The sequence below is a fragment of the Mobiluncus porci genome (assembly GCF_009695935.1).
Classification (GTDB): Bacteria; Actinomycetota; Actinomycetes; order Actinomycetales; family Actinomycetaceae; genus Mobiluncus; species Mobiluncus porci.
The window spans coordinates 65,504-90,906 of sequence record NZ_VUMY01000006.1; the positions used below are offsets into that span (position 1 = coordinate 65,504).

Genomic DNA, 25,403 nt, shown 5'->3' on the forward strand with positions numbered 1-25,403 from the left:
CAGGAGAAAACGGCTCGCACTGCCATAGTGGCAGTGCGTGCCAAATTCTCATGGGTTTGGACCCTTGACCCGACTCCTGGGGCGAAAATTCCAAAGGTCAAGCCCCAAGTTTTACCAACAATAAAGGCTTTACAGGTATAATTTATGAAAAAGTTAGCGAAAACCCCGATGCGAAGAAGGCCAACATGGAAACACGTTTTGACGTGGGTTTGTGGGCTCGTCCGAAACATCGAACCCAGCGAATCGGGGTGATGGGCGGCACCTTCGACCCCATCCATCACGGTCACCTGGTGGCTGCCTCCGAAGTCCAGGCGGTTTTCGGACTCGATCAAGTCATTTTTGTTCCCACCTATGTCCAGCCCTTCAAACTGGGGCGCCCCGTCACTCCTGCGGAACACCGCTATCTCATGGCGGTTATCGCCACCGCTTCAAACCCCAGGTTTTCGGTGTCCCGCGTGGATATTGACCGTGAAACAACGACTTATACGATTGACACCTTGAAAGATTTCCACGCCCTTTTTCAAGATGCCGAACTGTTCTTCATCACGGGAGCGGACGCGATTGCTGACATTATGAAGTGGAAAGACGTCGACAGACTCTTTGACCTCGCCCACTTTGTTGGGGTCACTCGCCCGGGCGTGACTTTCAACCCGGCGGGGCTTCCTGCCGAGCATGTCTCCCTAGTCGAGGTGCCGGCTATGGCAATCAGCTCCACAGACTGCCGGTCTCGGGTAAAATCGCATCAGCCGGTGTGGTACTTGGTGCCAGACGGTGTTGTCCAATATATTGCTAAATATGGTCTCTACAGTGACTCCGAGTCTGGCAATCGCCAGTTGCCGGACGGGGAAGCCGGAGACCTCGAGGTAACCGAAGCTCTTCCTAGCCGAAGAGAGGGAACTTGAACGGAAAGAATTCAGCTTCGCCGCAAGGCAAGCCAGATGTACTAGGTCTGGGGGAAAATGCTCCCCGACCTGGTCAAGTGCTGTCTAATGCCGGAGTGCCGCGCTTGAAAGTTCCCCATACCGCTCACGCGGTTCGCGGAGTTGACCCCACCGGAGAAATGACCGGCATGATTCCGGTTGTGGGGAAGGCCAAGGCGGAGAGCCTCACAGGTCCGGCTCTCCCGGGGGTGAATCCGGTGGTGGTTCGCGGTACCGAGCCTATCGTTCCGGAAAAACCGGAGGTTCCGGTTGCCAATAAGCCGAAATCGAGTCCGGTAGCCCAGTTACAGACTCCGAGCGTCCCGATTCCCCCTTCCACCACAGCGATGATTCCGAAAGTCGCTCCGATGAGGGAGCCGGTTGGTCCGCAAGCAGCGGTGCCTCCGAGTTCAGCAAAGGCCATTCCGGCTCAGCCGCTGTCTACTGCGGGATCTACCACCTCCCTTCAAGGGACTAGCCCGACCTCGCCCAATTTAGCCTCGCCCAATTCTTCCAAGCCAGGTGCTGCCGCGTCCCCGGATACTCCGAGACACAGCAGCCCCCCGACCCCTAGCGCTCCGTCCGCCAGTAATCCGCCGAAACCCGTGCGCTTGACTCCGCGACCTGTGAAATTTCCCCCGCAGCCTGGCTCGGCTCAGCCGAAATCGTCGCCCGCTAGGCCGACCGGTGAATCCCAAGCGGTAACCCATCCCAGCCCGACTGGCCAATCCCAACCAACTACGCAGCCTCGCCCGACTGGCCAGACCCAGGCGCCAAGGCCTTCGAAACCGCTTTCTTCGACGAATGCTGCGCCCAAGGTAGAACCCCGTAATTCGGCTCGACCAGCGCAACCACATCAGCCCTTGCAGCCAGCGCCACAGTCTCAACCGGGTCAGCCCGCGCAACCGGGCCAGTCGGCTCAGCCAGCGCGCCCCGCGCCACAACCAGCCCAGTCATCGCAGGCGGGTCAATTCGTGCAGCGACCGGCTCAGTCGGAGCCACAGGCTAAACTGGCGCCATCGGTTCAGCCTACTCAAACTGCAAAACAACCGTCTCAGTTGGCCAACCCTCCTGCTGCGGGAAGCCCCATTGCGAAACCGCCGCTTGTGGCAAAATCCCCAGCAAACCAAGGTGCCCAGACTCCGCGCCCTTTGCTGAATAGTCCCAACGCGCAACCGAGTATTACAGAACCAGGCGAGGTTCAAGGTGGCAAGACCGGCATGCCTTCGCCAAGCGCTATGGCTCCAACCCCTGGCCAGCAGACATTGCTGACCCCACCAGCGCAGTCGCGTCCGGTACCGCCCAGTGGAGCTCGCAACCCCGGGGCTCCTGCCGACTCGGTTCCAGGATTTACTTCCGTGAAACTTCCCGGTTCTGCGCCGGTGAATCCACAACCGCAAATGGCGGTGCGACTTCCCGGCGTTGGGAGTGCGGAGGCGACAAGCGCCCACAATGGCGCCCTGCCTTTAAACCCGCCTTCCGCCCCGAACGAGGTGAGGATTACCTCGCCCCAGCCGACAGCAGTCAGTCTCCAAGGACAACCGAATCTGCCGGATCGACCCGTATCTCCAGGAGCCTCGGCGGCGAAGCCGACGACGCAGGGGATGCCCGGACAAAACCAGCAGTATTCAGCCATGGCCGGTGCGCCCGGATACCCTGGCAGGCCCCAGCCCGGAATGCCAGGTATGCCTGGAGTTCCCGGGGCGCACGGGATGTCGGGGACACCAGGAATGCCCCTCGGGAGAGGCGGAATGCCGGGGATGCAGGGAATGCCCGGAATGCCCATGCCTGGAATGCCTATGCCGGGCATGCCTGGAATGCCTATGCCGGGCATGCCTGGAATGCCAGGAGCCCCGGGAATGTCCGGATACCCTCCCATGCCCTACGGCTGGGGACGCCCCGGCCCCTACGGGATGCCGTTGCGCTACCCGCCGCGGAGCCCCTTTGGAATGCAACAGCCGCGTTCTTCAGTTCGGGAAAGCCTCGAAGCGATGGAGGCTCGCCAGATTCAGGAACTGCGTAAGGCCGAGGAAGCCTCCCACCAGGCAGAAATCGAGGCCATCAAGTCGCGCGCGGAACGCAGCGGTGAAGACCTTACCGATGAAGAGCTCGAAGACATCGATTGGGATGAGTTTGAAGAGACCTTCACGGAACGCTTGATTCGCAAGTCGGGCCGTTGGGGCGAGACGCTCTTGATGGTTGGTCAGGCCGCCCGCTGGGCGCTCGTGGTGCTGGTAACCGTGGCAGTAGTGATGGTTCTCGTCTTCGCGCTGGATCGATCCGCGACCTTGGAAACCGCCACCGGAACTCAACCCGTCGTTACCGCGGGCGCGAGGGTAGATTACGATATAGGTCTTGATGACAGAAGAGAAATCCCCCGAAGTGGGTCTACAGGAGTGGTATGAGCGCTGATCCGCAAGCAATCGAACTAGCAATCTTGGCCGGTCAGGCTGCCAAAGAAAAGAAAGCCACCGAGGTTCTCGCCCTTGATGTGTCCGAGCGCCTGGTTTTGACCGATATGTTCTTGCTGGCATCTGGCGCGAACGAACGCCAGGTGAGAGCCATCGTGGATGCCATTGATGAAGTCTTGACCCGTCACGGGGTGAAACTGCTGCGCCGCGAGGGTTTCCAGGAGGCGCGCTGGGTTTTGCTCGATTATGGTTCGCTGGTAGTCCACGTTCAGCACGAAGAAGACCGCCAGTTCTACGCGTTGGAGCGACTCTGGGCGGACGCGCCGGTCGTGGAGATTCCCGATCCCGACTTGGCTTTGAAAGCGCGGGCTGAGGCGGTGGCGGCGGGTCAGGTCACTGCGGGTGAGGATGCGGAAAGTGTCGTTCAGGGCGCGGGGCCGGACGAAGCGGATTCAGCAAAGGCCATGCCGTTTGCTGAAGTGGAAACAGGCGATTCTAGCGAGCCAAAACCGGTTTCACCGCTGGACTTTTTGGATGACAATTATTGAACCGATAGAAACTTCGAGGTGAAAATGTCGAAAACTCTCATTATCTGGCGCCACGGTCAAACTGACTACAACCTGGGGCGACGGGTGCAGGGCCAGGTCGATATTCCCTTGAATGAACGCGGGCGGGCCCAGGCAGAGGCAGCCGCGTCCGTTTTGGCGGGCTTGCCGATTTCCCGAATTGTGGCTTCCCCTCTCGGACGGGCACGGGAAACCGCCGAGACAGTGGCGCGGCGCCTGGGGATGGCGGTGGAACTTGATGAACGCTTGAAAGAACGCAATTTCGGGAGCTGGGAAGGCTTGACTGCTGAGGAAATCCAGGCCGGTTGGCCCGAGGATTTCACGTCTTGGCGGGATTGGGGAGATCCGAACCCAGAGCGGACCGGAGTGGAACTGCGCCGTGAAGTGGGGGAGCGGGTCGCGGAATCCTGGCGGGAGCACGCCGGACGAATAGTCGATGGCGAGACGATGCTCTTGGTGTCCCACGGTTCGGCCTGTACCCAGGGCGTAACGGCGATGCTCGGCATTGACCCGAGCGACTGGTTCGGGATTCACGGTCTCGACAACTGCCACTGGGCCGTCCTGCAGTCCTCGAATCGCAAGCCCGGTTGGCGGATTATGGGCTACAACCTCGGCGCCGAAGACACGGCGATTAGGTGAAATCTCTTTTTCTGCAAGATGGGGCCGTGGAGTGAAAACCGCGGAAGTGTACACGAATGTACGGCCTGACCGGTGTGGCCGGGATTCGTCGGCTGAGAGTTTAAACGTTTGCGCTGGTCTTGGCGTTTTGAAGTTTCGGGAGAAGAGGCTTTGTGGGCTTAGGCCGTACATTCGTGCACACCCCTGCGCTGAGACTGGAGAAATCCGAGCATTACTCAAAATGAAAGAAGACGGGACAATCCCGTCTTCTTTCACATAAATGTGGAGCATAGGGGATTCGAACCCCTGACCTCTTCCATGCCATGGAAGCGCGCTACCAACTGCGCCAATGCCCCGAGTGCCTAACAAGTATACCGATTGGCTGGGTCTCCAAGCAAATCAAGGTGGGCTCTGTAACTCTTGCAATTTTGGCCATCACTGCCATATATGGCAGCAACCCCCAAAATCACCTGAGTTACGGAAGCACCCGCCAGTACAAACTACGGCTGAGCCACATCCCACGTGTTGCAAGCCGCAATCGTGCCGCCCTGAATCCCCGTGTTTAGCCACTGCATGCGTTTCTCGGCCGAGCCGTGAGAAAAATTGTCCGGATTCGCCTTCATTCCGGCGTTTTCATAAATCGTGTCATCCCCCACTGCCGAGGCCGCCGCCAGCGCCGAAGAAAGCTCAGCCTGCGTGGGCCGCTTCAGATAGGCCTGCCCAGTGTCGGCGTCAATCGTTGAAGAAGCATTGTTGATCCACGCCCCCGCGAGACAATCCGCCTGCAACTCCGAGCGAACCATATCCCCATTTGGCCCCAGGTCATCGCGATTCATCTGGGACAAAATCCCGAGCTGGTTTTGGATGTGGTGGCCCCATTCGTGTGCCAGAATATAGAGTTGCGCCAGGGAAGTGTTTTCCGCCCCCATGGACTGCAATTTGTCAAAGAAAGTCACGTCCATATAAACCGTACCGTCCCCCGGGCAGTAGAACGGCCCCATGTCGGAAGTCCCTGTTCCGCAGGCCGTGAAGGTTGCCCCATCATAGAGGGTCAAACCTGCCGACTGGTATGTCGTATCAGTCTCCGCTGGAAGATCCTTGCTCCAGAAGGTATCCAAAGAGTTCTTCCCCGCCACCATGCGACAGTACGGATCCGTATTCGCGTCAGCGCCGGTCTGGCACTGGGCGGCTATATCTACGGTTTTCCCTTGTTGAACCCCAGCGCCCCCATCGGATCCTAGAGACAGCAGTGAGGGGTTGATATTACCGGTCAAAGCGAAATATAAAATCGCGGCGGCGATGCCGAACCCCGACACGCCTCCGCCAATTTTCAGGCCACGGTGTCCTCCCACCTGGCGATTTACTCCGGAAGTATCGAGAGTAACATTGTCGTTAAAGCTCACGGACTCTCCTTGCTAGCACGGTTTTAGTGAAACTCTATCGTGTGGAAACCGAAATCTGCCTTTGATAAGTGCTTAAACGTTACTAAATAATTATCTCTTTATCGCTCTCGACAGGTTAGATGGGTTAAGTGGGGAAAGTCACATCGATGCGGGTCCCCACCCCGACCTCGGAGTTCACCGTAATCTCCGCATGGTGCAAGATAGCGGTGTGTTTCACAATCGAAAGACCCAGGCCGGTTCCGCCGGTCTCCTTGGAGTGGGACTTATCGACGCGGTAGAAGCGCTCAAAGACGCGTTCTTGGTCCTCCAAGGAAATCCCGATTCCGTCGTCCTCCACGCGAATCTGGGGGTGATCCAGAGTTCTGCCGGCCCAGACCTTGACGTGCCCGCCCTCTTTATTGTATTTCACGGCGTTATCAACGAGGTTGTAGACCATTTCGTGGAGTAACACCGAAACCCCGCGGGTGGTGGCGTGGGTGCCGGAGAGACTCAAGGCCACAAAAAATTCCATAGCTCGCGGCTGGAGGCGAGAAACCACATCCTTACAGATATCGAAGATATCGACATCTGTCGCATCGGGAGGGAGACCGGATTCATCCAGCCGAGACAATTCCATAATATCCCCAATCAGCGCCAACAAGCGCGATGACTCTTGATGAATCCTATCGGCGAAACCGGGGATGTCCTCGGGCTGGACGAGCCCGTCACGGATGATTTCGGCGTATCCGGAGATGGAGGTCAGCGGGGTTTTCAGCTCGTGAGAGACGTTGGCGGAAAACTCTTGGCGCGACTTGGCGGCGAGTTCTTTGTCCTGGTTCTGTTCATCAAGACGCTCCAGCAAGGGGCGAAACTCGGGATACAGCGGTTTTTCGGGGTTCAAAGGGTGGTTGAGGTCGATGTGATTCAACGGATCGATAAGAACCCGAGCCTGCCGCTGAGCCAGGAGCATGGCCAATCCGAAAACCACTGCGGCAATACCCAACAACACCGGCAGACCGGTCAAAACCGTGGCATACATGGTTTTCATGGCCCGTGAAACCCGAATGACCTCTCCATCAGGGAGAGCCTTCGCATAGTAGGACATGTCGGTGTTGAGCGTCACGGAATCCCGAATCGCTGAGCCGTCTCCGTTCAGCCGCGCATTGACAATTTCGGGGCGACTGTTGTGGTTTTCCATGGTTTTCGGGTCGTGCTCGGAATCGAAAATGACTTTGCCATCAGGAGCAATCAGGGTAAAACGGGTGACCGGGGTTTTCTCGTGGTATTGCTTCAGGATCTCCAGGCGCCGTTCGGGGGATTGGCCTTCCAAGCCCAAAGCCAAGAGCACCCCTTCATCGTGGAGGGAATCCTCAAAATGGGAGCGGTTTTGCTGGTAGAAGAAGGCAATAATCCCGAGATAGGAAAGCACGAGTGCGACGGCTGCGACCAAGGTCATGGCCAAGAGAATCTTCTTGCGCACGCTCTGTTGTTCTCCCTCCGTGAGTATTTACTCGCTTACAAGATACAAATAAGTGTTGTAAGCGAGAAAACTCATTCTGCTACTTTATACCCGACTCCGCGAACCGTTTGAATGTGTTTGGCTCCGTCTCCAAGTTTTTTCCGTAGCGTCCGAATGTGGACATCCACCGTCCTGGTCTCACCGTGGAAGGCATAACCCCAGATGGAGTCGAGCAATTGGTCGCGGGAGAAGAGGATTCCCGGCTGACTCATGAGCTCCTCGAGGAGCTGGTACTCCTTCAAAGTGAGCACCACATTCTCGCCATTGACCGACACCGCGTGGCGGGGGAGATTCAGAGTGATGTTACCAACCGTGAGAATCTCCTCATCCGAACTCTCCACCACCGGACGGGAAGTCCGGCGCAACACGGCGCGAACTCGACTGACGAGTTCCATCATCCCGAAGGGTTTCGTGACATAGTCATCAGCCCCGAGATCCAAGGACTTCACCTTGTCGAACTCGGCTCCTTTAGCCGTAACCATAATGATCGGGATACTCGCCGTGGCGGGATTGGCCTTCATCCGCCGCAGAATCTGGATGCCATCGGTTCCCGGAAGCATAATGTCCAGCAAAACCAATTCGGGGACGGCGTCTCCCATGGCGACGCGAAAAGCCTTGTCATCTTCGCATCCACGCGCTTCAAAACCGGTCGTGCTCAAAGTGTAGACCACGAGATCGCGGATGTTGCGGTCATCCTCGACGAAATATATCACTTTTCCATTATGGCCTGTTTCCGGAGTTTTTACCGAATTATCGGCGGTTTCTGCCGAGGTCGTAGTGGAATTCACGGGGCTCGTCGCCGACCTCGCTTCAGACCGGCTTAGTGTCGAAAGGACCATCGTGAACTCCCGTAATCGAATACTCTACCCACTCGGAAATATTCGTGGCATGGTCACCAATGCGCTCCAAATATTTCCCAATCATGATCAAATCGATGGCTTTCTGGGCGTCTGACTCGTCGGCGTGAAGAATGAACTCGATGAGCCCTTTACGAAGCTGCATGAAGCGTTCATCAACCATGTCGTCCTTGGCGCGAACCCCTCCGGCGAGGCTGAGGTCGCGTTCCACAAAGGCCTTGATGGAGTCAGCAACCATTTCCGTGGTTTTCTGGCTCATCTCGAGAATCTGGGGGAACCCGCGCACCAGGGAGGTGTCCGCGGACTTCACAATCTCCGCGATATCGGCGGCCTGGTCACCAATCCGTTCCATATCCGTGATCATCTTCAAAGCGGCTGAAACCATCCGGAGGTCTTTCGCCACGGGTTGCTGCTGCAACAAGAGTTTCAGACACAGATGCTCAATGTCGCGCTCCATCTGGTCGATGCGAGCGTCAGAGAGGATTACGTCCTTGGCGGCCTCCTCATCCCCGTTTTTCAACGCAGAAGTCGCCTGGGCGATAGCAATCTCGCACAGCTCACCCATGTCGATGAGCTGGCGGTTCAAGTCGGCAAGCTGCCTATCAAATCGATTTCTCACTTGTTAAATCCTTCGCAATTTGTAAGGGGCTCCGCGGACGACGGCAAATCGTTGCCGTCGTTTAACCGCTTCGCACTGTTTGCGCGGTGGCTCTTTCGGCTCCGCTGATGCCACCGTGCTGCGTTTTAGCTGATTTTGCATCGTGCAAAATCAGCTAAAACGCCCGGTGATGTAGTCTTCGGTGCGTTTGTCTGCAGGAACGGAGAACAACGTCTCGGTGTCGTTGTATTCCACTAGCTCGCCCAAAAGGAAGAACGCGGTGTTGTCAGCGATACGCGAGGCCTGCTGCATATTGTGGGTCACGATAACAATCGTGTACTCCTTCGCGAGCTCGACAGCCAAGTCCTCAATCTTTGTCGTCGAAATCGGGTCGAGAGCGGAGGTGGGCTCGTCCATCAAGATGACTTCCGGTTCGGTGGCGAGCGCGCGGGCGATGCACAGGCGCTGCTGTTGACCACCCGAGAGCCCGATAGCCGACTTGTGGAGGCGGTCTTTCAACTCGTCCCAAATCGCGGCCTGACGCAGTGACTTCTCGACAATGTCGGCGAGGTCATGCTTGTTGCGGATGCCGTTAATGCGCGGACCGTAAGCGATATTGTCGAACACCGACTTGGGGAAGGGGTTCGGCTGCTGGAACACCATCCCGACGCGCTTGCGCAGCGCAATCGCGTCCATGTCTTCAAAAATCTTGGCGTCATCAAGTTTGACTTCCCCATCAATATGCACGTCCTTCACCAGGTCGTTCATCCGGTTGAGGGTCTTCAAAAATGTCGATTTACCGCAGCCGGATGGGCCAATCAAGGCCGTCACCTTGTTCGCGGTGATGTCGATATTGACGTCCTTCAAGGCCTCGAAGTCTCCGTAATGCAGATGCAAATTGTTGACCGAAAACTTGGGCTTGCCATTCAATACGGTGTCGGTTGCCCCGGGTGATGGGGCGGTCAAAGTGGTGGTATCAGTACTCATTGGTCTTCCTTCTTATTGTCATGGAAACGATCGGTGAAGTTGGAGGCGGTGATGGTTTCCTCGCTAACTGCGGGCTCCTCCACGGCTCCCTTCTTGTTCCGCTTGGTCTTGTGGGACAACCCCGCCATCGAAGCGTGAACCCGCTTGGTGATGTAACGCGCCAAAACGGAAAACGCCAAGGCGATCAAGACGAGAACCGCAGCGGAGAAGTTCGCGATATCGACCGCGTTTGGTTCTACTGCTTCGGTCCGCATGGCCCACACGTGCAAAGACAGGGTCTCGCCGGGACGCATCGGGTTGAAGGGGTTGGTCGGAGAGGTAATATCCGTGGAAGCCCAGTTGATGTTGGTGGACATACCGGCGGTGTAAAGCAAGGCGGCAGCCTCGCCGAAACCACGTTCCGCGGCCAAAACCACGCCGGTCATCAAGTGCGGCAGGGCGGCGGGCAAAAGCACGCGGGTGATGGTGGTCCAGTGGGTCGCGCCCAGAGCCGCCGACCCGTAGGTCATGTCCTTGGGGAGCGCGCGGATGGCCGCCTCGGTTTCGGTGGTCACCAAGGGCAGGTTCAAGATGGAAACCGCCAAGGCGCCGGCCAGCAAGTTCCACTGTTGACCCACCATGAGGATGAACACCAAGTAGCCGAACAAACCGACCACGATAGAAGGCAGGGAGGACAGGGACTCGATCGAAATCCGGATAAAGCCGGTGAGCCGGTTTTCCGGAGCGTATTCAGCCATGTAGATACCGGCAGGCACGCCGAGAGCCACCGACACAATCAGGGACAGGAACACGAGGTAAATCGTGTTGAACACTTGGTTCATGATGCCCTTGGAGGTGAAGGTGAGGAAGTTCGGGTCAAAGCTCATGGCGCCGCGAATCACGATGTAGGCGGCCAAGGCTATGACCAGGAACAGGAAGAATCCGCCGATTCCGGCAAAAACGCCGGTCATCAGGGCGTTAACTTGTTTAGCGCGCTTGATGCGCATCTCCATGGACTGAGACAGGCCAGCTTTCCCATGAATTTCAGGTGCTACAGTTGTCATTTCTCTTTCTTCCCTCCGGCAATCAAGTGGATAACGAAAATGAAGAACATCGAGATGATGAACAGCAACAGGGCCATGGTCCACAAAGCCGAGTTGTGCTCACCACCATTGGTGGTGTTCCCCATATCGGCCGTAATCGCTGTCGTCAGCGAGCTGGTGGGGGAGAGGATATCCGCGGGGAAAGCCCGGGTTTTCCCGATAACCATCGCAACGGCCAGCGCCTCACCAAAGGCTCGGGCGAGACCCAGGATGATACCGGTAAGAATCCCGCGCTTCGCGGCCGGAAGCACAATGTGGTAAATCGACTGCCACCTGGTAGAACCCAGGCCGTAGGCCGCTTCCCTAAAGTCATAGGGAACCGCGGTGATGGAGTCGGCCGCGACGGTAGTAATGGTCGGGAAGATCATTACTGCCAAGACGATGCCAGCAGCCAAAACGGAGTAACCGCCGAGAGGGGCGTGGAACACATCGCGAATGAAGGGCACCAGCACGGTGAGACCAATCCAGCCGTAAACCACGGAAGGGATCCCCAAGAAGAGCTCCACCGCAGGGCGGAACAAGCGTTCTCCCGCCACCGGCGCGATTTCCGTGATGAAAACGGCGGCACCAATAGCGAAGGGGGTCGCAATCGCCAAGCCCAACAAACAGGTCATCAAGGAGCCCAGGATGAAGATGGCGGCGCCGACTGATCCGCGCTGGGTGAGATCCGGGGTGTCCACCGGAGCCCATTCACCGGAGAAAAGAAATTCGGTAATCGAGTGGCCGAAGGTGGTGAAGGTGGCAGAACCCTTATAAAGCAAAAAAGCACCGATTGCAATGGTCAAAACAATCAGGAATAAGCCAGCTAGCAGCACAGAGTATTTTCCGATTTTGTCAGCCAAGCGGAAACGTTTCTCGGCAGTAGCGGATTCCGGCCGCGGCCTCTCCGGATGTTTAGCCGAAGAAGCCGCGGCGGGAGGCGCGGGCGGGAGCGCTGAATTCTGGAGGGAAGTTGTGGATTCCGAGGACAATCCAGTTTTCTCGCTCACAGATTCAGGCTCCCGCACCGTGACGCAGGTCGAACGCAATGCCACGCTTGCGCGAGCATTGCTGGGACCGAGGACACGGCACGCAATTTTACTTGGCAAAATTGCAAGTACATTTGGGGTAACCGTCAAAGACATTTGCTTAGAAATATCCTCGGTTACTTAGCAGCCGGATCGGGGTGCGAAGCGGTTGCCTCCGCGCTCATCTTGGAAGACACGCCGTAGCCCATCTTCTCGAGGTCGGCAGCGAACTTGTCGCCCATCATGAAGTCCAGGAAAGCCTGGGTAACTTCATCCGGCTCGCCCTTGGTGTACATGTGCTCGTAGCCCCACACCTTGTACTTGCCGTTGTAGGTGTTTTCCAAGGTCGGCTCGACACCGTCAATGGAAACCGCCTGGACATCGGTCTTGTCAACGAGGTAGGACAGAGCCACGTAGCCGATAGCGCCCTTGTTCTGCTGCACGGTGGTCAGCAAGGTCCCGGAGTCGTCGGTCTCGAGAGACTTGTTGGAAGCCTCTTCCTGTCCGCCGATAGCCCATTCCTTGAACAAGGCACGGGTACCGGAGGAAGACGGGCGGGTCACGAGAACAATCTTCTCATCCGGGCCGCCGGCGTCCTTCCAGTTGGTGATCTTGCCCGTGAAGATGTCGGTCAACTGCTGGGTCGTGAGATCTTTCAAACCAAGGTCCTTGTTGACAACCGGAGCCATGGTGATGGTGCAGACCTTGTGGTCTTTCAACTCAGCAGCCTGGGTGGCGTCCAATTTTTCTTCGGCGAACACGTCGGAGTTACCGATTTGCACCGAGCCAGCGGAGACCTGCTTGAGGCCTTCACCGGAGCCGCCACCGTTCATCGTCACGGTGACATCGGGGTTTTCCTTCATAAAGGATTCAGCCGCAGCCTTAGCCAAAGGCAACAGAGCGGAAGAACCGGAACCAGTAACGGTGCCAGAAAGAGTCGAGGTCGGGGTCTCGGAGGCGCCCGCAGTATCGGTCGCCGCCGGATCAGCTCCGCCGGAGCAGGCAGTCAACAGGGACATAGACATAAGGCCAGCGGCTGCCAGCATTCCAAAACGAGTGATTTTCATGATTTTCCTTTCCATCATCGTAACTTTCACTCCCACAGAGTGACTTTAGGGAAAGGTTGTTAAGAAACGGTGGGGCAGGGGGTTAAATCTGTGTAAATTTCCCCGTCTTTACCTTATTTTGCCCTCCTTTTATCTTTTACCAACGGGGAGGGGCCAAAATGGTAAATCAACAATTTGCCCAGATTCCAAGGGTTTAAACCGAAGAAATCTGGGCTAGTTGGAAATTTTGGGTGAGATGGTTTGAATAAGTTAGCGGCGGGCAACTTTGGCAATAACCTTGGTCGGAGCCACCACCATAATCGAATCTTGCGGCTTGAGCACAGTGCCGGCGTGGGCGGTCTCCCACTCGCCGCTGTCTGACCGAATCGCCACAATCGAGAAGCCTTCACGGCGTCGCACATCTAAATCCCCGAGGGTATCGTGGCAATATTTGTCGGCCGGATTGGTGATGACCAAGGCAAAACCGTGGCCGAGATCGACGTAATCTTCGCAAGACTGGGCCACGAGATGCGCCCCGCGCCGTCCCCCGTCGGATTCGGGGTAAAAGATACGGTCAATCCCCATTTGTTTGAAGATTTCACCTTGTTGGGGGCTCGAAGCCTTCGCCCAAATCTTGGAGCCGTTCAAAGTGATTAACGCCGAGGCAGCCAGAATGGAGGCTGCTAGATCCCCGCCGATAGCCACAACGGCGGTCGTGAACTGATCTACGGCGAGCTGCTTGAGGACCTCAGCATCCGTCCCATCCGCTTTCACGGCGTGACGCAGCGTTTCCGCGGCGCTGGCGATGACCTCCGGATTCTTATCAATCGCCAAAACGTCAACGCCTGAGGCCTCTAGCTCCTGGGCCATGGCTAGGCCGAAGCGTCCGAGCCCAATCACTGCCACACTCTTATTCATAACTTCTCCTTTATTAGTAACTGTTTATCCGATTAGAGGCCGGTCTTTCGGAAGCTCATAGCCAATTTTCCGCCGTCTCGTCCCGATAGCGGTGGCGAGAGTCAGCGGTCCGAGCCTCCCCACCATCATCAGCACCGCCAGCATAAATTGAATCTTTACCGGCAGGCTCGGGGTGATTCCGGTCGACAGCCCCACAGTCGCGATGGCGGAACTCACCTCATAAAGGCTTTGATTCAAAGTGTAAGGAGTAGCGAGCATCAATAGGAACGATGCCACCCCAACCAAAACCGCGAAAAGCGAGAACACGGCGAGAGCCTGTCGCTGGGCCGAACGGGCTAGTCTCAAGCCGAGAATATTGATCGCTTCTGCCCCGCGCACCTCCCCCCCACAGGGTCGCAATCACCACGGTCACGGTCGTAATCTTGAGCCCGCCTGCGGTTCCCGCAGGACCGCCGCCAATGAGCATCAAAATGTCTGTCACCAGCCAAGTCTCCGGAGATTGAGCGGCAATATCCATCGAGTTGAAGCCGGCGGTTCGAGGCGATACCGAGGCGAAGAACGCGTTCAAAAGTTTCGAACCCGGGTTCTCCGGACCGAGGGTTCCCGGATTATCCCACTCCAAAGCGGCAATCAGCACCCAGCCAGCCAGGATTGCCGCGAGAGTTCCGACGAGCATGATCCGCGCATTCATGTTGAGTTTCCACCAATGCGGTCCGCGGTGGGCGAGGACGGACCAAACGGGGAAACCAATCCCGCCAACAATGATGAGAAGCGCGAGGGAAAGTAGCACAATCGGGTCGTTACGGAAACTCATCAAAGAGTCCCCGTTCAAAGCGAAGCCCGCGTTGTTGAAGGCCGAGCCGGTCAAGAAGAGACCGTGAAAAATGGCTTCTCGAGGGTTCTTGGTGATTCCGGATAAACCCAGGTGGAGACTCAAGATAAGGGCAAAAACGAGTTGCAGGGCTAGGCTGAACCAGATGATGTTTCTCACGGTTCGTTTCACACTCCCCACCGGCGCGCCTCCGAGACTTGTGGAGGCCAATTCGCGGGTTTCGCTGGAGGCTCCGCGGAGATTTAGCGCAACCAGGCTCACGATTGTCATCGTCCCGATACCGCCGAGTTCGATGAGGGTCAAGATGACTGCCTGGCCAAACGGGGACCAGTAGGAGGCAGTGTCGACCACGATTAGGCCGGTGACAGAAGTGGCGGAGGCCGCGGTGAGGAGGGCGACGGAGAGCGGCGCGCCGCCGGGGAAGGAGGGGCCGAAAGTGTGGACGTGATTTGGTGTCGCGCTGCTTGGGAGGCCGTTGTTGAAGAATTGAAAAACCACGTCTTCGCTCGCGCCGCTTCTAGAAACCGGTAGGGTGAGCAAAAACGCTCCGAAAAGGACTGTTGCCAGGAAAGCCAGGATAATAATCCGGCTAGGATTCAGACGCAGATTCAAACGTCGAGAAAGAATCACCGGATAAGCATAGCGCTTTTTGGAGCGAAGGCGGGCCATGTCTTAGGGTAAAAGCGTGATGAGTCCGGATGATTTTGCGCCCTTGCTCGAGAAACTGCGAGCCACCTACGACACGGTGGAGGCTGTGATGGATCCGCAGTTGCTGGCCGAAAAAATCGCCGACCTCACCGAGAAGGCGAGCGCCCCAGATCTTTGGGATGACCAGGAAAACGCCCAGAAAGTCACCCAAACACTCTCCGCCACCCAATCCGAACTCGAGCGGCTCAAGACGATGAAAACCCGCATTGATGATTTCGAGGCCCTGGTCGAACTCGGCGCAGAAGAACTCCTCACAGAAGAGGGGCGCGCCGACGGTGAGGCGATTATGGAGGACGCCGAGAATACCTACAAAAACCTCGAGACCGACCTGGCGGCTTTGGAAGTCCGGACGCTTCTGAACGGGGAATATGACGAGCGTTTCGCGGTCGTAACCATCCGTTCCGGCGCTGGCGGGGTTGATGCTGCTGATTTCGCGGAGATGCTTTTGCGGATGTACCTGCGATGGGCGGAGCGCCACGACTACCCGACCAAGGTGTTGGACACGTCTTATGCCGAAGAAGCCGGCATCAAGTCCGCAACTTTCGAGGTCGATGCGCCTTACGCTTACGGGAGGCTCTCGGTGGAGGCCGGCACCCACCGGCTCGCCCGCGTGAGCCCCTTTAATGCCGCGGGTAAGCGCCAGACCTCTTTTGCCGCGGTCGAGGTCATCCCGCTGATTGAGACTACCGACCATATTGACGTGCCGGAAAGTGACATCAAAATCGACGTCTTCCGCTCGTCCGGTCCCGGCGGGCAATCCGTCAACACTACCGACTCCGCAGTGCGCCTGACCCACTTGCCGACCGGAATCGTAATCTCGATGCAGGATGAAAAGTCCCAAATCCAGAATCGCGCCGCCGCAATGCGCGTCTTGCAATCTAGGCTACTGCTACTGCGCCATGAGCAAGAACACGCGCGCAAGAAAGAACTCGCTGGGGATGTGAAGGCAAGTTGGGGTGACCAGATGCGGTCGTATTTCTTGTATGGTCAACAACTGGTTAAAGATCTCCGAACCGGGCACGAGTCTAACAATCCCGACGCCGTTTTCGATGGAGATCTGGACGGGTTTATTGATGAGGGGATTCGCTGGCGCAAGCACCAGGAGCTGCATCCGGAGGACTGAGTCCGGCCGGAGCGGGTCAGACCTCTCCGGAGTCAGTGAGAAGCGAACGTAGTCGGAAGGTCTGACCGCATCGGCGTAGTGAAAATAAAGCATTAATTCGGCTACGCCGTTGGTTCGCGCCCCTGTGGCTACACTTCGTTGCGCCGCAGAGGTTCGACCCGCCGGCTACGCCGCTTTCCCCGAAACCGCGTGTCAATTAGCCGTTATCAAATCGTTACCGTTTAACCTTTTAAAGACTGTCTACAGGGGAGAAACGGCTTGATAACCTTTGATAATGTTACGAAGATCTATAAGCGGGGCGCGCGTCCCGCACTAGATCACGTGGATCTCACGATTGAACGCGGAGAATTCGTCTTCTTAGTGGGAACTTCCGGTTCCGGAAAATCCACTTTCCTCTCTCTCGTCTTGCGCGAATACACCGCGACGGACGGGAAAATCATGGTGCTGGGCAAGGATCTCGGCAAACTCTCGCGCTGGAAAGTTCCGCAGCTGCGCCGCCAAATCGGGGTCGTATTCCAAGACTTCCGCCTCTTGGACAATAAAAACGTCTACGACAACGTCGCCATTGCGCTCCAAGTTATCGGCAAACCACGTCGCGTCATTAAGAAAGTCGTGCCGGAAGTTCTCCAGATGGTGGGACTCGGCGGAAAAGACAAACGGTTCCCCCACGAGCTTTCCGGCGGGGAGCAACAGCGCGTCGCCATTGCCCGCGCCATGGTGAACCGCCCGCCTATCTTGCTTGCCGATGAGCCGACCGGTAACCTCGACCCCGCGACTTCTCTCGGAATCATGCGCCTGCTTGATCGCATCAACCGCGCCGGCACGACTGTGGTGATGGCCACGCACGACGAAGAAATCGTGAACCAGATGCGCAAACGCGTTATTGAACTCGATGAGGGCCAGGTCATTCGCGACCAAGACCGCGGGATTTACGGCGCCTCCGCCCCGAAAGATGGAGTCCGCGAATCGAAATCGGCTCGCCAAATCGATAGGAAGGAGGCCTAATGCGTTTCGCTTTTGTTCTTTCTCAAGTCGGTCAAGGCCTGCGTCGGAATCTCGCCATGTCCGTGGCTGTCATCATCGTGACCTGCGTGTCATTGCTGTTTGTGGGGTCGGCCGCCCTGGCGCAAATCCAAATCAACAACCTCCGCGACACCTGGTACGGCAAGATTGAAATCTCCGTTTCCATGTGCGCGAAAAACGATTTGTCCCAAGGCTGTGACGGGAAAGAAGCCACCCAGGAACAGATTAATGCCGTTGAAGAACTCCTGAAATCCGACCAGCTAAAGCCCTACATCGAAACCGTCTATTTCGAAACCAAAGAAGAGGCCTACGAGACTTTCAAAAACCTCATGGGCAGCGACGGGGTTTATCAATATGTAACCGCTGACATGATGCCGGCTTCTTTCCGCATCAAACTCGTCGATCCGGAAAAATATCGCGTCGTTGTTGAAGAACTCCAAGGTCGCGAAGGGGTAGCCCAGGTTATTGACCAAAAGAAGATCCTCGAAAAACTTTTCTCCGGACTGAACCAAGCCACGATGCTTTCGATTGGCCTCGCAGTAGCGATGATTATTGCCGCAGTGTTGCTTATTACTACTACGATCCGCCTCTCGGCCATGAGTCGTGAAAAGGAGACCTCGATTATGCGCCTTGTGGGCGCGTCGAATCTCTTTGTCCAACTCCCTTTCATGATTGAGGGTGCGATTGCCGCCACCATCGGTGCTCTGGGTGCGGTGGCAGTCCTGTGGGGAACCGTAAAGTTCCTGGTGGGGGACTGGTTGGAGAGTTTGAGTTCGACCGTGCGGGTGGTCTCGACGCGAGATGTGTGGCTCATTTCTCCGGTTTTGGTTCTCGCTGCCATTGTCTTGGCAGTGATTGCTTCCGCGGCGTCCCTAAACCGCTATACCCGAGTGTGATCCATTGAGAATAATAGGAAAACTGTCTAGACTGTGAGCGGAGGTGTGAGATGGGAAGGTTAGCCTTAGTGGCGTGGCCCTTGGTGGGGGCAATGGTGCTGAGCCTCGGGGTGACCTCGTCCGGCGCGGTGGGGATCAACAATGGCGTACCCACGTCTCCAGCGTCCTCACAGATAGCCAGGCTCGACAACAATGCCGAGCGCAAGAAGCTCGAAGAACAACAGGCTGCCGCCAAGAAGCGCGAAGAAGAAATCGCGGCTCAGCTTGAGGGTGTGAAAGCGGATTTGGTGGAACTTGCGGTGCAGTTGGAACGCACCAAGGCGGCGATTCCGGTAGCGCAGGCTGACTTGGCTTCCGCCCAACAAAAACTCGGCCAAGCCCAGCGCGAACACCAGTCAATCCAGGCCCGCCTCAAAGTTGCTCAGACCCAGAAAACCCAGTTACAGACAGATATTGATGCCAGCGAGGCGCTGATTTCTGAAACTCAAGTGACTATTGGCCAAATCGCGCAACAGGCCTATCGCGGGGGGAGGCTGGACACTTCTGCGTGGACGCTGTTGTTGGACTCGAAGTCCGTTGATGAACTCGCGATGCGCGCCGAAGTTGCCGATACCGCGGCCCAGTCCCAAAACCGCGTCATTCAGAGCGCTGAAGAGGCGAAAGCCGCCGCCGCCAACGCGCGAGCCCGCCAAGAGGCCGTGACGATTCGGATCGGCGAGTTGGAAGCAGCGGCGAAAGAGGCCGTGGCTGCGGCTGACGCGGCGAAACAGGAGGAACAGAAACAACTGGTGGCAATCCAGACCCTCCAAACCCAGCAAGTCGCCCAGCAAGGGCAGCTCAACAATCAACGTGCCGATTTTGAAAAGCAAATCCAACAGGAGAAGGCCACCCAGGCTACCGCGGCGGCGCGAATCGCCGCTCTGAACGCGGCGGCTAGCGGTTCCGCGCGCACGATTTCCGGTGGGATTTTTGGCTCTCCGCTCTCGAGTCTGAGAGTGACTTCGAGTTATGGCTACCGCACCCACCCGGTGGTCGGGACGCGGATTTTCCACGCCGGCACCGACTTCGGAATGGGGTGCGGCCAGCCGATTTACGCCTCCCAATCCGGAGATGTGACCTACGCCGCCTGGGAAGGAACCGGCGGCAACTCGGTATATATCAACCACGGAACCATCAACGGCTCCAAGTGGCAGACCGTTTATCGTCACCTCTCGTCTTACAAAATCTCCAAGGGGGCACATGTCGAGAAAGGCCAGGTTATTGGCTTGGTGGGAACCACGGGTCGCTCCACCGGCTGCCACCTCCACTTTGAGGTGTGGCAAAACGGGAAAACCATCAACCCGATGGGTGTGTTGTAAACTTTTTAGTCATGAGTAAAAAAGGTGGGGCTTCGAGCGGTTCGGGAGCGTCGGGCAAGTTGACGCCGTCGCAGCGCGCCAAGGCTGAGTCTGATGCGAAGAAAGTTATTGCCCGCAACAAGAAGGCTACCCACGACTATTTTTTGGAAGACCGATACGAGGCGGGTCTGTCTTTGACAGGAACCGAAGTGAAGGCTCTAAGGATGGGGCGGGCTTCCTTGTCGGAGGCCTGGGTTGAGATTGACGGTGGCGAGGCTTGGCTTCAAGGCGCGAATATTCCCGAATATTTCTATGGAACCTGGACGAATCACGCGCCGAAACGCAAGCGGAAACTGCTTTTGCACAAGCGCGAGATTGTCCGTCTCGAGAGTGCGGTCGCAGCCAAGGGGTACACGATTGTGCCGGTAGAACTGTATTTCATTGGCGGGCGGGCGAAGGTCGAGATCGCTTTGGCCCGCGGGAAGCAAGAATGGGATAAGCGTCAAACGATTCGCCAGCGCGAAGATAACCGCGAGGCACAGCGGGCTTTGCGAGAGGCGAACCGGCGGGCGCATTAGGCATGTTGCGTCGTAGTGCGGAGCGGGTGGGTCGAACCTCTTTGGCGTAGTGACCGCAGGAAACGCAGCCCAAAGGGTGCGACCCCGACCGGCGTAGCAAATCCGGCATTGCTCTTGGCGCTTCGTTGCTGTGTTGGCGGCTATGCCGCCATGCTAGCGCTTCGTTGCTGTGTTGGCGGCTATGCCGCCATGCTAGCGCTTCGTTGCTGTGTTGGCGGCTATGCCGCCATGCTAGCGCCTCGTCGCTGTGTCGGCGGCTATGCCGCCATGCTAGCGCCTCGTCGCTGTGTCGGCGGCTATGCCGCCATGCTAGCGCCTCGTCGCTGTGTCGGCGGCTATGCCGCCTCAACAACTTCCTTGGCCTCGGCAATGCCGGGCGCTGTCGCGCCGCTGTTTTCCGCTCAAAGTTCGCTTTCGAGCGAGCTCGAGCGAACTTCTCGCTAGAAAACAGACTGTTGGCATTGCTCTCGACCCGCGTCGTTGTGCCCTGTGCGGGGCTCGAACCCGCGACCCACGGATTATGAGTCCGCTGCTCTAACCGACTGAGCTAACAGGGCTTAAACATCCTAGCAAGTTACGACGAGAACAGTGAAAAACATTCCGAGCGGAGCATAAGATGACAGTAAGAGGAAAAGGTAGAATTCGGAATTGTTTTATGCCGATTAGTCTGCACGGTTGAAATGGGTGACGTGAATAACCACGACCCCTGCGTGAATAACCGCAATAGCAAGTATTTCTAGTAAGGTGACTCGCGAATTCCCAGTTCGAGGCGATTCGATATGTCATATGCTACTATGTCCAGAGTTCGTTGTGTTTATCCACGTCACCCTTGTGGTCATTCACGTAAGTACAACTGAGCATGAATGCGGCAGCCTTCAAATTTAACTGCCTTTGCTGAGAACTGGATCAAACTGTAATCTCGGAGTATGTCTTTATTGCGCCGTGAACCGAAACTGCCCGCTGAACTCGCCGACAAGATCCCTGGTCATAGCCGGAAATCTGTGCCGTTGCAGTTTGACAGTGGAGACTGGCTCGCGGCAGATCCGAGCGGACTGTACTGGTTCAAGGCATCGGGGGAGAACGAGAACTGGCCGTGGCACGAGCTACAACAAATCGTGTGGAACCGCGAAACCGACACCTTGAAACTGGATTTTGCCGACCCTGCCCGTGAACCTCTGACGTGGAAGAATCCGGACGCCACGGGTTTGAAGAGGTTCGGGGATTCCACCCGAATCTTCCTCAATCGTTCCCAGATATTCACGCAATTTGCTTCCGTACCATCCGGAACCAAGGTTCGCGTCACCATTCGTGAACGCAATGATGGGTCGCGGTTCTCCGAAGTCGTGGCTTTCGGCTCGCTGGCACCGAGCGACGAGTCTTTCCTCGTTGCTCTCGAAGCTGAGGTTCGCGATTCGGTGGGGCTGCCAGCGTAATCCCCAATATGCGAAATAAGTAAAGTTTCAGGTCAAATTCTAGAATCCTGCAAGTCCAGAATGAATAGAACCTTTCCCTCGCGAGCCAGGGAGGGGCAATTCCACCATCCCCACCACCCTAAATATGGTTTCGGGTAGTTCTTCAAGCGGTGCGGTAGACTGTTTTTATCGTGTCGTGAGTTGATTTGTGAGGTGGTTTAGATGTCAGTTAAGGAACCCGTGCCTTGGAGTTTTACGATTGAGTTTGACGCTGAGAAGGCCGCGCGTAACGGTTATGACATTGAGGACTTGTATGAATGCGTGGATAAGAATGTGCAGCGGTTCGGTCTGACACGTTTGGCGCTTGGTACTTGGAAAGCCAACGAGGCTAGCCGGGTGGAATCTCAGTGCCGCTCGCTGTCGTTTCTTTCAAGGCAGAAGTGGGTTATGCAGAATGTTACCTCCCTTACTGCGTTTGAGAGATCTACAAAGCCGATTGACTACATAGGTATAGTGGAAGATTTATTCCCAGAGCGGATTTGTGCATAGGTGAGTTCGCTGTGGAGGAACAGGACTTAGAGTATCGCTTTGCGTTCAACTTTGATCTGGACGAGGGCAGACTGAAAGAGTTGTACCCGGCGCAGACTGCCACAGGGTACAAGCGAGCGTGGTCAGACATCCGCTGCCTCCCCGCCTTCGCTGGAGGGCTTCCCTGAGACAAGACCCTCGCCAATAGCGCTGCACGAGCGAGGCGGCGAAATTCGGAAGGGTATAGCAAGCTGGCGGATTGCGGGAATGCCGAACAGCAACAGCTGGAAGCGCGGAAAACCTGCATCGCTTCCCCCAAAATCCTTTACTGCACAGGCAAATCTCGACACTCCCGAGGCAAAATGGACAAAGACCTGGAAAGTTTGCTACACTCGTATCCGCAATCCCGCGTAGCTCAACGGCAGAGCGTCCGACTGTTAATCGGCAGGTTGCTGGTTCGAATCCAGCCGCGGGAGCTTCTTTGTATCTGGCACCCATTCATCGCCAAAAGCAGGCTTCATTAGATCCCAGGGCGTAGTCCCAAAGAGCGCGGCAACGCGCTCTATTTCGTTAACGCGCCAATCCGTGCGGTTGTGCCACCTTTCGCTTACGCTAGGGCGATTAATGCCTACAGCTTGGGCTAAATCGCTAACGTTCCACCCAACCCGAGCGCTTAGGGCTCTGATATTTGCGGAAACAATTTCAGGCGCGGTTTTAGATCCCGCTCTCATTGGTAACAAAGTTGTGCTCATAACCTAATTATAGGTGGAATAGCCACCATTGACAAGGCTGCGACACGCCGAATTAATGTAAATCCTCTACTGTGTCGGAAAATCCAACATAATGATAGCTATGAAAACGCCAAGCATTGACACGGAAATTTCTGAAGCGGTTAGGAAGCTGAAGCGCAAAAAAGGCTTGACTAGCATTCAAATCGCCAAGGCGCTCAATCTCACACGATCATCTTTCAACGATCGCTTGATGAATCGCACCCCTTGGCGATTAACTGACGTGGACGCTTTGGCTCGCCTCGGTGTAGAGGTGCCACCTCTGGGAGGTGTGGAATGTTAGGCAAAAATGTTCAAAAGCCACAAGTTCTTCCAGAAGTAGAGCTGAGCGTCTACTTCCATACGCCATACTTGCTTGCCCCTTGTTTTGGGAGCCATCGCGTGAAACTTTGGCGTAAGGTCTGCTGGCACATATCCCAAATGCTGCATTTGAGGAGAGTAAACCGCGATCGCGTCAGGGTCAGCTTGATTGTCTCTCTCAGGGATAAGAAACACTTTCACACTGTAACGGTAGTCCCTACTCGCGCCGATACTTTTAGCGAATTGCTTGAAAGCGGCTTGACGGTAGGAAGCGCCCGCAATTGTGAACCCCTCAGAGTCCACAGTGACTTGATACTGGCTTACGGCCCTGGGAGCCGAAGGCCTGGACTTAAAAATGTCAAAAATACCCATGCCCCTAAATCTAGCGGAAATCGTCCACCAAGATAACCAAAACCAGAGAAAGGAAAACCCAGATGAATACCACGCTTACCCCATTGTATGAGGGCATCGCCGCTAAACGAATAGAGAAACATCTGAGGGAGGCGCTACACGAAGCGCAAGAATCCCTCGCTCACTGTCGAGGCATCCCTATTAACCGCATAGGGCGAACTTACGAGCTCACACAAGGAGCCGTAGACACTCTCACAGACGCATTAAACGAACTAGAGATTTGGAGCTAGAAATGCCACATTTCAGTAATAAAAACTTTTCCTTGGCTGTCCGTATCTTTCAGACAAAGAACCAGCTCACGCAAAAAGAGCTTTCGGAGCTTTCAGGTCTCCCTCGCTCTACTGTCTCTAATCGTGTAAGGAATATAGAGCCGTGGCGACCTCATGAGATAGAGGTTCTGAAGAAACTTGGTGTAACTCTTGATGATCTTGATAGTGGCTATCCTCCAATGCGTATTAGGGCATTACCTCAGCGACGCAAGACCGAGCCCAAGCCGGAGCGAGAATACCTTAGCGATTTGGCCTCTTGCTTCCTAGCGATTTCGTTTTGGAGTGAAAAAGTCGCTGAAATCATGAAAGAGAAAAACCTATGACTATCGGAATTGAGACCCCCGCTCCGGTTCTGCTTCAGTCATTGACGCGAGCGGGATGGGGGGAACTCGCTGGCAACGAGTGGCAAGGAGTGCGATCCACTTTGACCGCTATTGTCGCTCGCTCGAGAGGCAAGTCTACCCTCGAGGCTACCGTGTGGCAGATAGCACAATCAGCAGGGCTCTCAGAGAAGTGGACGGCGCGTTGCCTCTACATCCTGGAAGGCCTCGGCGTAATCCGTTGGACGCGCGGGGAAATCGTGGAGGGCAAGCCCCGCCCGGGCCTCATCGCCATCATGAAAGCCACCCTGCTAGAACTCATCCGGCAAGCCTGGAGCCAATCTAGCACCGCGTGGGCTCGCCGCCGCGCCGCCACCTATGCCCGCCTTCAGCGTTTGAAAAACCGAGAAGCGAATATCCGCAGGTCACGCCATGCGGAACTGAGCGCCGACCTTAACGGTATTAACCGGCGCGGCCATCAGGCCGCCGCGCCGGTAATACCGAATGACATTGAAAACGCACCTAATTTCGTCCCAAGAAAGGAAGAAACAATGAACCAAGACTCAATGCTTTGTGACCACGGCTTCATTAACGGCGCGGGGAATTGTCCACAATGCAAACGCATCACCGATAACCGGAAAGCAGATGGCAGGAAGAGAACCAAGGAAGCGCGAAACGCTTGGCGCAATATGCAAGCCCGCCGGAACCTGGCACGCCTGGACGCTCAAGCCCAAGCCGATAGGCAAGCAGGGAGCCGACAGTGGCAGCAAGAGCACCCTATCCCTCAAGGAATGAGTGCTGCTGATTGGTGCCTGGTGTGTAAGGCGTATCATCCACGCCTTACAGGCGATGCGCGCCTCGAGCATCTACGACAATATGCTCCAGGAGCTTATAAAGTCGCGCTAGCAAAGATGGGCAAGAAAGAGCCCAAGTTCGAAGCCTACTCACCTTGGAGGAAGCGATGAGC

The 25,403-nt window shown here is 56.3% G+C and carries 29 protein-coding genes, 3 tRNA genes and 1 pseudogene; 16 read left to right on the plus strand and 17 right to left on the minus strand.

From position 1 onward, the window contains the following. The first annotated feature begins 185 nt into the window (after positions 1 to 185). Entirely contained in the window at positions 186 to 902 is a 717-nt protein-coding gene (gene nadD / locus FYJ63_RS04340; protein ID WP_154544142.1) for a nicotinate-nucleotide adenylyltransferase, read from the plus strand. Between the two features lie 124 nt (positions 903 to 1,026). Here nadD and FYJ63_RS04345 read toward each other — a convergent pair whose 3' ends face one another. Continuing rightward, positions 1,027 to 1,344, minus strand: a complete 318-nt coding sequence (locus FYJ63_RS04345; protein WP_154544144.1) for a hypothetical protein — start codon at positions 1,342 to 1,344, stop codon at positions 1,027 to 1,029. 314 nt (positions 1,345 to 1,658) lie between these two features. Further along, positions 1,659 to 1,877, minus strand: coding sequence for a hypothetical protein (locus FYJ63_RS04350; RefSeq protein ID WP_154544146.1), 219 nt, complete (start codon positions 1,875 to 1,877; stop codon positions 1,659 to 1,661). A gap of 263 nt (positions 1,878 to 2,140) precedes the next feature. Between FYJ63_RS04350 and FYJ63_RS11365 the strand changes: the two genes are divergently transcribed. The 3 genes and pseudogenes from FYJ63_RS11365 to FYJ63_RS04365 all read left to right on the plus strand — a co-directional run bounded on the left by FYJ63_RS11365 (position 2,141) and on the right by FYJ63_RS04365 (position 4,536). Further along, the gene (locus FYJ63_RS11365) at positions 2,141 to 3,325 is read left to right on the plus strand and encodes a ligand-binding protein SH3 (protein WP_268233704.1); all 1,185 of its coding nucleotides are present in this window, start codon (positions 2,141 to 2,143) and stop codon (positions 3,323 to 3,325) included. Continuing rightward, positions 3,322 to 3,676: pseudogene (rsfS, locus tag FYJ63_RS11430) on the plus strand (ribosome silencing factor); the annotation flags it as partial. The gene FYJ63_RS11365 and the pseudogene rsfS, both read left to right, overlap by 4 nt. Positions 3,677 to 3,903: 227 nt before the next feature. Beyond that, on the plus strand, positions 3,904 to 4,536 hold the full coding sequence (locus FYJ63_RS04365; protein WP_154544148.1) for a histidine phosphatase family protein: 633 nt from the start codon (positions 3,904 to 3,906) through the stop codon (positions 4,534 to 4,536). Positions 4,537 to 4,798: 262 nt separating this feature from the next. On the opposite strand, the gene FYJ63_RS04370 is transcribed toward FYJ63_RS04365, so the two are convergent. From FYJ63_RS04370 to FYJ63_RS04420, 12 genes are all read right to left on the minus strand, one after another. Next, positions 4,799 to 4,871, minus strand: a tRNA-Ala gene (locus tag FYJ63_RS04370). 144 nt (positions 4,872 to 5,015) lie between these two features. Beyond that, positions 5,016 to 5,918: a KPN_02809 family neutral zinc metallopeptidase gene (gene ypfJ / locus FYJ63_RS04375; protein WP_338106820.1), complete on the minus strand. Its 903-nt coding sequence runs from the start codon at positions 5,916 to 5,918 to the stop codon at positions 5,016 to 5,018. A 124-nt stretch (positions 5,919 to 6,042) separates the two neighbouring features. Next, positions 6,043 to 7,377 (minus strand): sensor histidine kinase, encoded by a 1,335-nt coding sequence (locus FYJ63_RS04380; protein WP_277028510.1) that lies wholly within the window; start codon positions 7,375 to 7,377, stop codon positions 6,043 to 6,045. 71 nt (positions 7,378 to 7,448) lie between these two features. Beyond that, positions 7,449 to 8,129, minus strand: coding sequence for a winged helix-turn-helix domain-containing protein (locus tag FYJ63_RS04385; protein ID WP_287847699.1), 681 nt, complete (start codon positions 8,127 to 8,129; stop codon positions 7,449 to 7,451). Between the two features lie 97 nt (positions 8,130 to 8,226). Then, a complete protein-coding gene (gene phoU / locus FYJ63_RS04390) occupies positions 8,227 to 8,892 on the minus strand; it encodes a phosphate signaling complex protein PhoU (RefSeq protein WP_277028512.1) in 666 nt (221 codons plus the stop codon). 150 nt (positions 8,893 to 9,042) lie between these two features. Then, positions 9,043 to 9,858 (minus strand): phosphate ABC transporter ATP-binding protein PstB, encoded by an 816-nt coding sequence (gene pstB / locus FYJ63_RS04395; protein ID WP_154544152.1) that lies wholly within the window; start codon positions 9,856 to 9,858, stop codon positions 9,043 to 9,045. Further along, positions 9,855 to 10,901 carry a phosphate ABC transporter permease PstA gene (gene pstA / locus FYJ63_RS04400; protein WP_154544154.1) on the minus strand — a complete coding sequence of 349 codons (1,047 nt, stop codon included), beginning with the start codon at positions 10,899 to 10,901 and terminating at the stop codon, positions 9,855 to 9,857. Before pstA ends, pstB begins: the two co-directional genes overlap by 4 nt. Then, complete coding sequence (pstC, locus tag FYJ63_RS04405; RefSeq protein WP_287847703.1) at positions 10,898 to 11,929, minus strand: phosphate ABC transporter permease subunit PstC; 1,032 nt, start codon at positions 11,927 to 11,929, stop codon at positions 10,898 to 10,900. Before pstC ends, pstA begins: the two co-directional genes overlap by 4 nt. A gap of 155 nt (positions 11,930 to 12,084) precedes the next feature. After that, the gene (locus tag FYJ63_RS04410) at positions 12,085 to 13,014 is read right to left on the minus strand and encodes a phosphate ABC transporter substrate-binding protein (RefSeq protein ID WP_154544276.1); all 930 of its coding nucleotides are present in this window, start codon (positions 13,012 to 13,014) and stop codon (positions 12,085 to 12,087) included. A gap of 249 nt (positions 13,015 to 13,263) precedes the next feature. Beyond that, positions 13,264 to 13,911 (minus strand): potassium channel family protein, encoded by a 648-nt coding sequence (locus FYJ63_RS04415; protein ID WP_154544156.1) that lies wholly within the window; start codon positions 13,909 to 13,911, stop codon positions 13,264 to 13,266. Between the two features lie 24 nt (positions 13,912 to 13,935). After that, entirely contained in the window at positions 13,936 to 14,217 is a 282-nt protein-coding gene (locus FYJ63_RS11370; protein ID WP_338106821.1) for a potassium transporter TrkG, read from the minus strand. After that, on the minus strand, positions 14,129 to 15,373 hold the full coding sequence (locus FYJ63_RS04420; RefSeq protein ID WP_338106822.1) for a potassium transporter TrkG: 1,245 nt from the start codon (positions 15,371 to 15,373) through the stop codon (positions 14,129 to 14,131). The genes FYJ63_RS11370 and FYJ63_RS04420 overlap by 89 nt, the downstream gene beginning before the upstream one ends. A 58-nt stretch (positions 15,374 to 15,431) precedes the next feature. Here FYJ63_RS04420 and prfB point away from each other — a divergent pair, with 58 nt between their 5' ends. From prfB to FYJ63_RS04450, 6 genes are all read left to right on the plus strand, one after another. Continuing rightward, positions 15,432 to 16,574: a peptide chain release factor 2 gene (gene prfB, locus FYJ63_RS04425; RefSeq protein WP_154544278.1), complete on the plus strand. Its 1,143-nt coding sequence runs from the start codon at positions 15,432 to 15,434 to the stop codon at positions 16,572 to 16,574. A gap of 258 nt (positions 16,575 to 16,832) precedes the next feature. Further along, positions 16,833 to 17,579: a cell division ATP-binding protein FtsE gene (ftsE, locus tag FYJ63_RS04430; RefSeq protein ID WP_154544158.1), complete on the plus strand. Its 747-nt coding sequence runs from the start codon at positions 16,833 to 16,835 to the stop codon at positions 17,577 to 17,579. Continuing rightward, positions 17,579 to 18,493 (plus strand): permease-like cell division protein FtsX, encoded by a 915-nt coding sequence (ftsX, locus tag FYJ63_RS04435; protein ID WP_154544160.1) that lies wholly within the window; start codon positions 17,579 to 17,581, stop codon positions 18,491 to 18,493. The genes ftsE and ftsX overlap by 1 nt, the downstream gene beginning before the upstream one ends. Before the next feature lie 50 nt (positions 18,494 to 18,543). Then, complete coding sequence (locus FYJ63_RS04440) at positions 18,544 to 19,851, plus strand: peptidoglycan DD-metalloendopeptidase family protein (protein WP_154544162.1); 1,308 nt, start codon at positions 18,544 to 18,546, stop codon at positions 19,849 to 19,851. A gap of 11 nt (positions 19,852 to 19,862) precedes the next feature. Then, positions 19,863 to 20,408, plus strand: a complete 546-nt coding sequence (smpB, locus tag FYJ63_RS04445) for an SsrA-binding protein SmpB (protein ID WP_154544164.1) — start codon at positions 19,863 to 19,865, stop codon at positions 20,406 to 20,408. 150 nt (positions 20,409 to 20,558) lie between these two features. Further along, complete coding sequence (locus FYJ63_RS04450; protein ID WP_154544166.1) at positions 20,559 to 20,852, plus strand: hypothetical protein; 294 nt, start codon at positions 20,559 to 20,561, stop codon at positions 20,850 to 20,852. Positions 20,853 to 20,891: 39 nt separating this feature from the next. Here FYJ63_RS04450 and FYJ63_RS04455 read toward each other — a convergent pair. Beyond that, positions 20,892 to 20,965 (minus strand) — tRNA-Ile (locus FYJ63_RS04455). 369 nt (positions 20,966 to 21,334) lie between these two features. Between FYJ63_RS04455 and FYJ63_RS04460 the strand changes: the two genes are divergently transcribed. The 3 genes from FYJ63_RS04460 (at position 21,335) to FYJ63_RS04470 (ending at position 22,824) form a co-directional block, all read left to right on the plus strand. Then, entirely contained in the window at positions 21,335 to 21,841 is a 507-nt protein-coding gene (locus FYJ63_RS04460; RefSeq protein WP_154544168.1) for a hypothetical protein, read from the plus strand. Positions 21,842 to 22,042: 201 nt separating this feature from the next. Further along, the gene (locus FYJ63_RS04465) at positions 22,043 to 22,369 is read left to right on the plus strand and encodes a hypothetical protein (protein ID WP_154544170.1); all 327 of its coding nucleotides are present in this window, start codon (positions 22,043 to 22,045) and stop codon (positions 22,367 to 22,369) included. A gap of 383 nt (positions 22,370 to 22,752) precedes the next feature. Beyond that, positions 22,753 to 22,824 (plus strand) — tRNA-Asn (locus tag FYJ63_RS04470). On the opposite strand, the gene FYJ63_RS11485 is transcribed toward FYJ63_RS04470, so the two are convergent. After that, on the minus strand, positions 22,786 to 23,100 hold the full coding sequence (locus tag FYJ63_RS11485; RefSeq protein ID WP_154544280.1) for a helix-turn-helix domain-containing protein: 315 nt from the start codon (positions 23,098 to 23,100) through the stop codon (positions 22,786 to 22,788). The genes FYJ63_RS04470 and FYJ63_RS11485 overlap by 39 nt on opposite strands. A gap of 100 nt (positions 23,101 to 23,200) precedes the next feature. Here FYJ63_RS11485 and FYJ63_RS04480 point away from each other — a divergent pair, with 100 nt between their 5' ends. Next, positions 23,201 to 23,419: a helix-turn-helix domain-containing protein gene (locus FYJ63_RS04480; RefSeq protein WP_154544172.1), complete on the plus strand. Its 219-nt coding sequence runs from the start codon at positions 23,201 to 23,203 to the stop codon at positions 23,417 to 23,419. Here the strand turns inward: FYJ63_RS04480 and FYJ63_RS04485 are convergent. Next, positions 23,416 to 23,808, minus strand: a complete 393-nt coding sequence (locus FYJ63_RS04485; RefSeq protein WP_154544174.1) for an HIRAN domain-containing protein — start codon at positions 23,806 to 23,808, stop codon at positions 23,416 to 23,418. The two genes, FYJ63_RS04480 and FYJ63_RS04485, sit on opposite strands and share 4 nt — an antisense overlap. Positions 23,809 to 24,079: 271 nt before the next feature. Between FYJ63_RS04485 and FYJ63_RS04490 the strand changes: the two genes are divergently transcribed. Both FYJ63_RS04490 and FYJ63_RS04495 read left to right on the plus strand, forming a co-directional pair. Beyond that, positions 24,080 to 24,439, plus strand: a complete 360-nt coding sequence (locus tag FYJ63_RS04490; protein ID WP_154544176.1) for a helix-turn-helix domain-containing protein — start codon at positions 24,080 to 24,082, stop codon at positions 24,437 to 24,439. Continuing rightward, positions 24,436 to 25,401: a hypothetical protein gene (locus tag FYJ63_RS04495; RefSeq protein ID WP_154544178.1), complete on the plus strand. Its 966-nt coding sequence runs from the start codon at positions 24,436 to 24,438 to the stop codon at positions 25,399 to 25,401. Before FYJ63_RS04490 ends, FYJ63_RS04495 begins: the two co-directional genes overlap by 4 nt. The last annotated feature ends 2 nt before the right edge of the window (positions 25,402 to 25,403 follow it).

What these genes read in the sequence shown, in the direction of transcription:
- FYJ63_RS04460 (WP_154544168.1), top strand. Translation starts at nt 21,335, where the DNA reads ATGTCTTTATTGCGCCGTGAACCGAAACTGCCCGCTGAACTCGCCGAC.
- FYJ63_RS04410 (WP_154544276.1), bottom strand. Translation starts at nt 13,014, where the DNA reads ATGAAAATCACTCGTTTTGGAATGCTGGCAGCCGCTGGCCTTATGTCT.
- FYJ63_RS11365 (WP_268233704.1), top strand. Translation starts at nt 2,141, where the DNA reads ATGCCTTCGCCAAGCGCTATGGCTCCAACCCCTGGCCAGCAGACATTG.
- FYJ63_RS04440 (WP_154544162.1), top strand. Translation starts at nt 18,544, where the DNA reads ATGGGAAGGTTAGCCTTAGTGGCGTGGCCCTTGGTGGGGGCAATGGTG.
- FYJ63_RS04415 (WP_154544156.1), bottom strand. Translation starts at nt 13,911, where the DNA reads ATGAATAAGAGTGTGGCAGTGATTGGGCTCGGACGCTTCGGCCTAGCC.
- FYJ63_RS04365 (WP_154544148.1), top strand. Translation starts at nt 3,904, where the DNA reads ATGTCGAAAACTCTCATTATCTGGCGCCACGGTCAAACTGACTACAAC.
- FYJ63_RS04350 (WP_154544146.1), bottom strand. Translation starts at nt 1,877, where the DNA reads ATGACTGGGCTGGTTGTGGCGCGGGGCGCGCTGGCTGAGCCGACTGGC.
- nadD (WP_154544142.1), top strand. Translation starts at nt 186, where the DNA reads ATGGAAACACGTTTTGACGTGGGTTTGTGGGCTCGTCCGAAACATCGA.
- FYJ63_RS04450 (WP_154544166.1), top strand. Translation starts at nt 20,559, where the DNA reads ATGCTAGCGCTTCGTTGCTGTGTTGGCGGCTATGCCGCCATGCTAGCG.
- FYJ63_RS04480 (WP_154544172.1), top strand. Translation starts at nt 23,201, where the DNA reads ATGAAAACGCCAAGCATTGACACGGAAATTTCTGAAGCGGTTAGGAAG.
- FYJ63_RS04495 (WP_154544178.1), top strand. Translation starts at nt 24,436, where the DNA reads ATGACTATCGGAATTGAGACCCCCGCTCCGGTTCTGCTTCAGTCATTG.
- pstA (WP_154544154.1), bottom strand. Translation starts at nt 10,901, where the DNA reads ATGACAACTGTAGCACCTGAAATTCATGGGAAAGCTGGCCTGTCTCAG.
- FYJ63_RS04490 (WP_154544176.1), top strand. Translation starts at nt 24,080, where the DNA reads ATGCCACATTTCAGTAATAAAAACTTTTCCTTGGCTGTCCGTATCTTT.
- FYJ63_RS11485 (WP_154544280.1), bottom strand. Translation starts at nt 23,100, where the DNA reads ATGAGCACAACTTTGTTACCAATGAGAGCGGGATCTAAAACCGCGCCT.
- FYJ63_RS04485 (WP_154544174.1), bottom strand. Translation starts at nt 23,808, where the DNA reads ATGGGTATTTTTGACATTTTTAAGTCCAGGCCTTCGGCTCCCAGGGCC.
- ftsX (WP_154544160.1), top strand. Translation starts at nt 17,579, where the DNA reads ATGCGTTTCGCTTTTGTTCTTTCTCAAGTCGGTCAAGGCCTGCGTCGG.
- prfB (WP_154544278.1), top strand. Translation starts at nt 15,432, where the DNA reads ATGAGTCCGGATGATTTTGCGCCCTTGCTCGAGAAACTGCGAGCCACC.
- smpB (WP_154544164.1), top strand. Translation starts at nt 19,863, where the DNA reads ATGAGTAAAAAAGGTGGGGCTTCGAGCGGTTCGGGAGCGTCGGGCAAG.
- pstB (WP_154544152.1), bottom strand. Translation starts at nt 9,858, where the DNA reads ATGAGTACTGATACCACCACTTTGACCGCCCCATCACCCGGGGCAACC.
- FYJ63_RS04465 (WP_154544170.1), top strand. Translation starts at nt 22,043, where the DNA reads ATGTCAGTTAAGGAACCCGTGCCTTGGAGTTTTACGATTGAGTTTGAC.
- FYJ63_RS04345 (WP_154544144.1), bottom strand. Translation starts at nt 1,344, where the DNA reads ATGGCCTTTGCTGAACTCGGAGGCACCGCTGCTTGCGGACCAACCGGC.